This is a genomic window from Hallerella porci (genome assembly GCF_003148885.1).
Lineage (GTDB): Bacteria > Fibrobacterota > Fibrobacteria > Fibrobacterales > Fibrobacteraceae > Hallerella > Hallerella porci.
Genome location: NZ_QGHD01000049.1, coordinates 1 through 6,470, shown reverse-complemented (window position 1 = coordinate 6,470; position 6,470 = coordinate 1). Strand labels below are relative to the sequence as shown.

Annotated in this window: 4 protein-coding genes; all 4 read left to right on the top strand. The window is 41.8% G+C overall.

All coding sequences use genetic code 11. The features are described from left to right. Window positions 1–250: 250 nt before the first annotated feature. The 4 genes from B0H50_RS12660 to B0H50_RS12645 all read left to right on the top strand — a co-directional run bounded on the left by B0H50_RS12660 (window position 251) and on the right by B0H50_RS12645 (window position 6,427). The gene (locus B0H50_RS12660; protein WP_199219642.1) at window positions 251–526 is read left to right on the top strand and encodes a PIN domain-containing protein; all 276 of its coding nucleotides are present in this window, start codon (window positions 251–253) and stop codon (window positions 524–526) included. A gap of 99 nt (window positions 527–625) precedes the next feature. After that, a complete protein-coding gene (gene ileS, locus B0H50_RS12655) occupies window positions 626–3,811 on the top strand; it encodes an isoleucine--tRNA ligase (protein ID WP_109587897.1) in 3,186 nt (1,061 codons plus the stop codon). Window positions 3,812–4,283: 472 nt separating this feature from the next. Next, the gene (locus tag B0H50_RS12650) at window positions 4,284–5,423 is read left to right on the top strand and encodes an outer membrane beta-barrel protein (RefSeq protein WP_106197920.1); all 1,140 of its coding nucleotides are present in this window, start codon (window positions 4,284–4,286) and stop codon (window positions 5,421–5,423) included. Between the two features lie 116 nt (window positions 5,424–5,539). Then, window positions 5,540–6,427 carry a hypothetical protein gene (locus tag B0H50_RS12645; RefSeq protein WP_109587896.1) on the top strand — a complete coding sequence of 296 codons (888 nt, stop codon included), beginning with the start codon at window positions 5,540–5,542 and terminating at the stop codon, window positions 6,425–6,427. Window positions 6,428–6,470 lie beyond the last annotated feature (43 nt).

Below are 6,470 nucleotides of genomic sequence, written 5' to 3'. Positions count from 1 at the left end.
ATGCTCCGTCTTTGCCAAAAATTGGCTTTCCTGTTTTGAACTGAGATGCTGCTTTTTTGATCATCTCTTTATATTCTTCGTGTGTCATCATAGTTCCTCAATTTACATCATTTTTCAAATGATGCTTGGTGGTGAATGACACAGTTTTATGGATAGAGTCCTTTTGACAAGTCATGAAGATGCTGCAACTGTTCAAGTTGTAAAGAGAATTTTTTAGGGGGAAGTTGTTCCTGTTTTTAGTGATTGCATTTTGCAAGAATATAACGAAGTTTTAAGGCGAAAGAAATTTCATTTTTCAGAAAATAAAGTCGCCACATTTCTTGGTGCAATTCAAAAATTAGGCTTATTGGTAAATCCTAAACATACAAATGAAATAATTCCCGATATAAAAGATTTGCCTTTTTATGAAGTTGTTTTAGATAAGCAAGATAAAGGGGCAAAGCTTGTGACTGGAAATATTAAACATTTTCCTAAGAAGCCTTTTATTGTAACGCCGAATGAATTTTTGAAAATTTTACTTTCATAATTATTCCCGCCTAATTTAATTGTGCATTGGTCATTGTTAATTGTGCATTGAATATTAATTTTTTTAAATTTTCCACGAAAAATTTTATTTGAGGTTCAAATGTTTCGTGAAATAAAGAAAGAAGAAACCTTCCCGCAGATCGAAGAGCGTGTGCTTGCGTTGTGGGACAAAGATGATAGTTTTAAGAAGTCGCTTGATTCGCGCCCCGAATCTGAACCTTATACTTTTTATGATGGCCCTCCGTTTGCGACGGGTCTTCCGCATTATGGGCATTTGCTTGCGGGTACGATTAAGGATATTGTGCCGCGTTATTGGACGATGAAGGGCAAGCGCGTGCCGCGCGGTTTTGGTTGGGACTGTCACGGGCTTCCGATTGAATCGCTTGTGCAAAATGAGCTTGGACTTGCTGGCGTTGCAGAAATTCAAAAGCTCGGTGTCGATAAGTTCAACGAAACTTGCCGCAGCAAAGTGTTGAAATATACGAGCGAATGGAAGACGACTGTTCGCCGCATGGGCCGTTGGGTCGATTTTGATAAAGGCTACAAGACCATGGATAAAAATTTCATGGAATCGGTCTGGTGGGTCTTTAAGCAGTGCTTTGATAAAGGTTTGATATATCAAGGTTATCGCATTCAGCCGTATAGCCCAGCGCTTGCAACGCCGCTTTCGAATTTTGAAACGAACCAAGGTTATAAGGATCGCCAAGATCCGTCGTTGACTTTGATTTTCCCGCTGATTTCTGACGAAGCGAAATTTAAAGATACGAGCCTTCTCGTTTGGACGACGACTCCGTGGACTTTGTATTCGAACTTCTGCATTGTCGTTGGCGCAGATATTAAATACAACCTTGTGGAATTCGAAGGCAAGAAATACTGGATTGCCGAAAGTCGCACTGCCGCTTATTTTAAGAATGCAAATATCGTCGATACTTGCATGGGTTCTGAACTTGCGGGCAAGAGCTACGAAGCGCTTTCGCATATTTCGGATGAATATGTGACTCCCGATCAGCTTTCTCGCCATTACAAAATTTACACCGCCGACTATGTGAGCACCGAAGATGGTACAGGTGCCGTGCATACCGCGCCGAGTTTTGGTGAAGAAGACTTCCAGACGGGCGCTCGTTTGGATCTCGGACTTTTTGATCCGCTCGATACCGAAGGAAAATTCACCGACAAAGTTCCGATGTGGAAAGGACTTGGCGCAAAGGAAGCTGACAAGAGCATTATCCGCTACTTCAAGGAACAAGGCCGCGTGTTCAAGCAGGACACGATTGTTCACAGCTATCCGCATTGCTGGCGCACCGGCGTTCCTCTGATTTATCGCGCTCTCAAGACTTGGTTCTTAAAAATCGACGCTCCCGTTACCAATAAAGATGGCGTGACCAAGACTTTGAAAGAATGGATGGTCGAAAACAATCAGACGGTGAACTGGATTCCGGAACACATCAAGAACGGTCGTTTCGGCAAGTGGATTGCAAACGCTCGCGATTGGAACTTGAGCCGTAACCGCTTCTGGGGAACTCCGATTCCGGTGTGGATTGCAGAAGACGGCGAAATGATTGCGGTGGGTTCGATTAAAGAATTGGCAGACCTGACCGGTGTAACTCTCGAAGATTTGCACAAACATTTTGTCGATAAAATCGTCATCAAGAAAAACGGCAAAGAATTCAAGCGCACGCCAGAAGTTTTTGACTGCTGGTTTGAATCGGGCTCGATGCCGTATGCAAGTCGCCATTATCCGTTCGAAAATAAGGAACTCGTCGAACACAGTTTCCCGGCGGACTTTATCGCCGAAGGTCTTGACCAGACTCGCGGTTGGTTCTACACGTTAACGGTTCTTTCGAATGCGCTTTTCCAAAAGCCCGCGTTTAAAAATGTTATCGTGAACGGAATCATCTTGGCCGAAGACGGTTCGAAGATGAGTAAGTCCAAGAAGAATTATCCGGACCCGAACGACCTCATCGAACGCACGGGTGCCGACGCTATTCGCTTGTTCATGATCAACTCCGCCGCTTTGAAGGCCGAAGATTTGCGCTTCAGCGAAGAAGGCGTGAAGGGCATCGTGAAGCAGGTGATGCTCCCGCTCTGGAACGCTGTGGCATTCTTTGTGTCTAACCACAACGCCGACGCTGCCAAGGGCCAGCTCAACTGGAAACCGGGCGATGTCGTGAAGAGCGAAAATGAACTTGATCGTTGGATGCTTGCAACTCTTCAAGATTTGGCTTCGAAAGTCGAAGTCGAAATGAAAGCGTATCGCTTGTACAATGTGGTGCCCGCAATCATCGCTGCAGTCGATGATTTGACAAACTGGTATGTGCGCCGCAGCCGCCGCCGTTTCTGGAAATCCGAAAACGATGGCGATAAAAATGCAGCGTATGCGACGATGTACAAAGTCCTCGTGGACTTTAGCAAAATCCTTGCACCGTTCCTCCCGCTTTTGGCCGAAGAAATTTACCAGATTCTCGTTCGCGAAGTTGATGCAAACGCTCCGGTGAGCGTGCACCTTTGCGAGTTCCCGAGCGCAGACGAATCGCTGAAGGACGAAGCTTTGGTGAATCGCATTGCGATGGTCCGCGGCATGGTTGAAATGGGACGCGCCATTCGTGCAACGAACAATGTGAAAAACCGCATGCCGATTGCTTCGATGACGGTTGTCGCTCACGGTGAAATTGAAAAGCAAGTCGCCGAATCGATGAAGGATTTAATCTTAGAAGAATTGAACGTTCGCGAAATGAAATTCTTAGAAGATGAATCCGTTTTGGTGAAGTTGTCTGCAAAGCCAAACTTCCTCGGCATCAAGGCGAAAGGCCCGGAATATGCGAAGAACATGAAAGTCATTTCGGCAAAGCTCAACAGCTTAACGCCAGACGAAATCAAATCGCTGCAAGGTGGCGAAACGATTAAGTTTGACTTTGGCGAAGTCGGCGCAGATTGCTTGATGATTCAGCGCATTGTGCCCGAAGGCTTGGCGGTCGATGCGAATTCGCACTTTACCGTGGCTCTCGATTTGAATGTGACCGATGATTTGCGCCGCGCTTGCGTCGCCCGCGAACTCGTGAACCGCATTCAAAATCGCCGCAAGGATCAGAACTACACAATCACCGATAAAATCGAAGTCACCCTTTACAGTGAAAGTGAAATGTTCAAGCAAGCGGTTTCGGAAAATGAATCGTACATTGCGAACGAAACTCAAGCGACAAAAATCACTTGGGCAAATTCTGCCGATGGCCTCGATGCAAACGAAGCCGACGGCGAAAAGTTCAGCTTTACGACGAAAAAAGCTTAACAAGGCGAGAGTCGCGGTTGTGCTTGCGCAACCATGACAGAGCTGTAAGGCTTGGGCGCATAGCGCCCAAAGCTTAATTTATTCGCAATAAATTAACGTTCACTTCATCGCAAAATGTAAAAAATGAAAGCCCGCACTTCGTGCGGGCTTTTTGCAGATAAATTTTTAGCTCCAATTAAAATGCTGAGAATCAAAAATCTCGCTTAGTAGCAAATCATTTTTAAAGTTTTCTAATTCAAAAAATTGTCGGCAGCATTCCGAGGATGGGATGCTGCTTTTTTGCGATTCATTTTGGGCTTCGTAACGGTTCGCATTGAGTTTGAACGTAGAATTTTAAATTTTCTAGAAATTCATTCGAGTTAAAATTGGGGAAAAGTTTAAGAGAAAAGAAAAATGGTGAAATTCCCTCTTTACCCTTGCCGTAAGCAAAAAAAACATATAATTAACCAATAAATTTGATTTTGAGGCGTGAATGAAGTTTTTTTTACCGATTTTTTTGCTTTTAGGCGGATTCCTGCTTGCCTACGCCAATCCCGAAGCCAATGCTTTGGCGGATAGCCTTTATCAGTCTTGCTTGGCGGGAAATTGCGAATTTCAAATTACGACGAAAGATCACGCAATCACAGAAATTCAAGTGTCAAAGTCAAAAACGCCTGCAGTGCGCACCGAATGCGTTGAACTTTGTTCGGCATGTTTTACGGATTCTCTTTCGAGTTCAAATTGCTTGAAAGTGGAAAAATTTTGCCAATGCAGCGATATTATTTCTCGCAAAAAAATTCAAGATTCTTTGAGCACGGTGGATTCCTTTGACTTGGAACTTGCGCGTTTGGAATCGACCCAAATTGCGGCAGGGAAAATTCTTCATGCGGCAGATAGTTTAGAAAATATTTCGATTCAACTTCGCTTGGACGAAAGCACATTAAAAATTCAAAATTTTCAGATTGAAATTTCCTCCGAACAAACTGCTGTAACGGCTGTCAAAACCGATTCTGCAGAAACGGTTTCAAAAGAGCCTGTTCAACAAGAAGAACCAGCAAATAACGAACAAAAGAATGACGAACCTAAAAAAGAAGAACCTCCGCAGAGATCGACATTCGCAGGAATTACCATTGGATATGGCTTGTATGAAAGTCTGTTTTTATATGACAATTCAAAATATTTATTTGAATCCGTTGATGAATATTTTCACGAAATTTTAGTTGGCTTTATCGTTCGCAGTTATTTTTTGAAATATTTTAGTTTTTCAACAGGCATTCATTTTAATGCTTCTTTTAACCTTTTTAATACCGATTATCATTCTGAGTCCTATTCAAAATACGCTAGCGTCGAAATTACTTTTACAAAGTATTCCATTGAATTTCCTTTAGAATTGCGTTTTTCCATTCCGATAACTCGCATCGTTCAACCATTCCTTTCTTATTCTCTGATTGTCCGAAAACCACTTTCTGGAAATCTTGAATTTAAAGCCGAAGCATTTGAATATGATATTTTAGATAAAAATATTTCTGTGGAATACAACATACAAGACTGGGACTTTTTTGGATACTTTGGATTTGGCTTAGAAATCTCACGGCATTTTTCTTTGGAATATCAATGTACAGGCTTTTTGTGATTTCAAGCGATTACACGCAAAAGTATTTCGGACGGCGACACCGAAACACATCTCAACTATAACAATGATTACAACGCATTCCGTATAAAAATGAATATTCTTTTCTAAGGGGCAAAATGAAATACTTTTATTTTCTTTTATTCGCAGGTTTTGTTTTTGCAGCGAACAACGAACAAATTACAATGCTTGCGGATACACTTTATCATTCGTGTCAACAAAATAATTGCGAATTTGAATTTGTGCTGCAAGAGAATGAATTGAAAAATTTTGTAGCAAAACCAAGTCAAATGTCTACGCGAAATAAATGTGCAGAACTTTGCAGCGCATGTTTCAGCAATTCTGCCGATGCATCAAAATGCATTAAAGTCGAACAGCTTTGCCAATGCAGCGAAAATTTTTCGCACTTCAATTCGGATACTTTAGCCGACGATTCCAGCGCAAAAGCATCATCGTTAGAATCTCAAATTGAAAAATTAGAAGCGACTCAAAACGCAGCAAACGATATTTTTACTGCTTGTGAAAAATTTCAAAATTGCGAAGTGAAAGTCAATTTGAATCCCAATGCAATGAACATTCAAAATTTACAAGCCAAAGATTTGAATGCTCCCGTCGATACTGTAAAAACGGATTCTTTACAACAAAATAAAGAAAATGGAAAAGATTCTCTTGCTGCGATTGACACGACAAATGCAAAGAAAGATTCTTCCTTGAAAAATGTAACGCTTAGAAAGAAAAAATTTTATGATTTAACTTTGGCGTATGGGGAGAACGAAGAACAAGTGAAAAGTAGCTATGATGATGTATTTAATACTGGAAAAGAGATAATTTTTGGTTACGCATTTCGTAAATATTGGTGCCGATATTGGGGATATCAATTAGGCGTGAATTGGGTGATTGGCTTTAATGAATTTAGTGGAACAAGCTATAATGGCTTTGTAAAACTATCCTATGTTAGTCGTCCCTTAAAATCCCGCCCAGCCCGCATAACTATTGGGAAAAACTGATTTCTACCCTGTGAAAATATTGCAAGGTTTTCTAAAATATGAT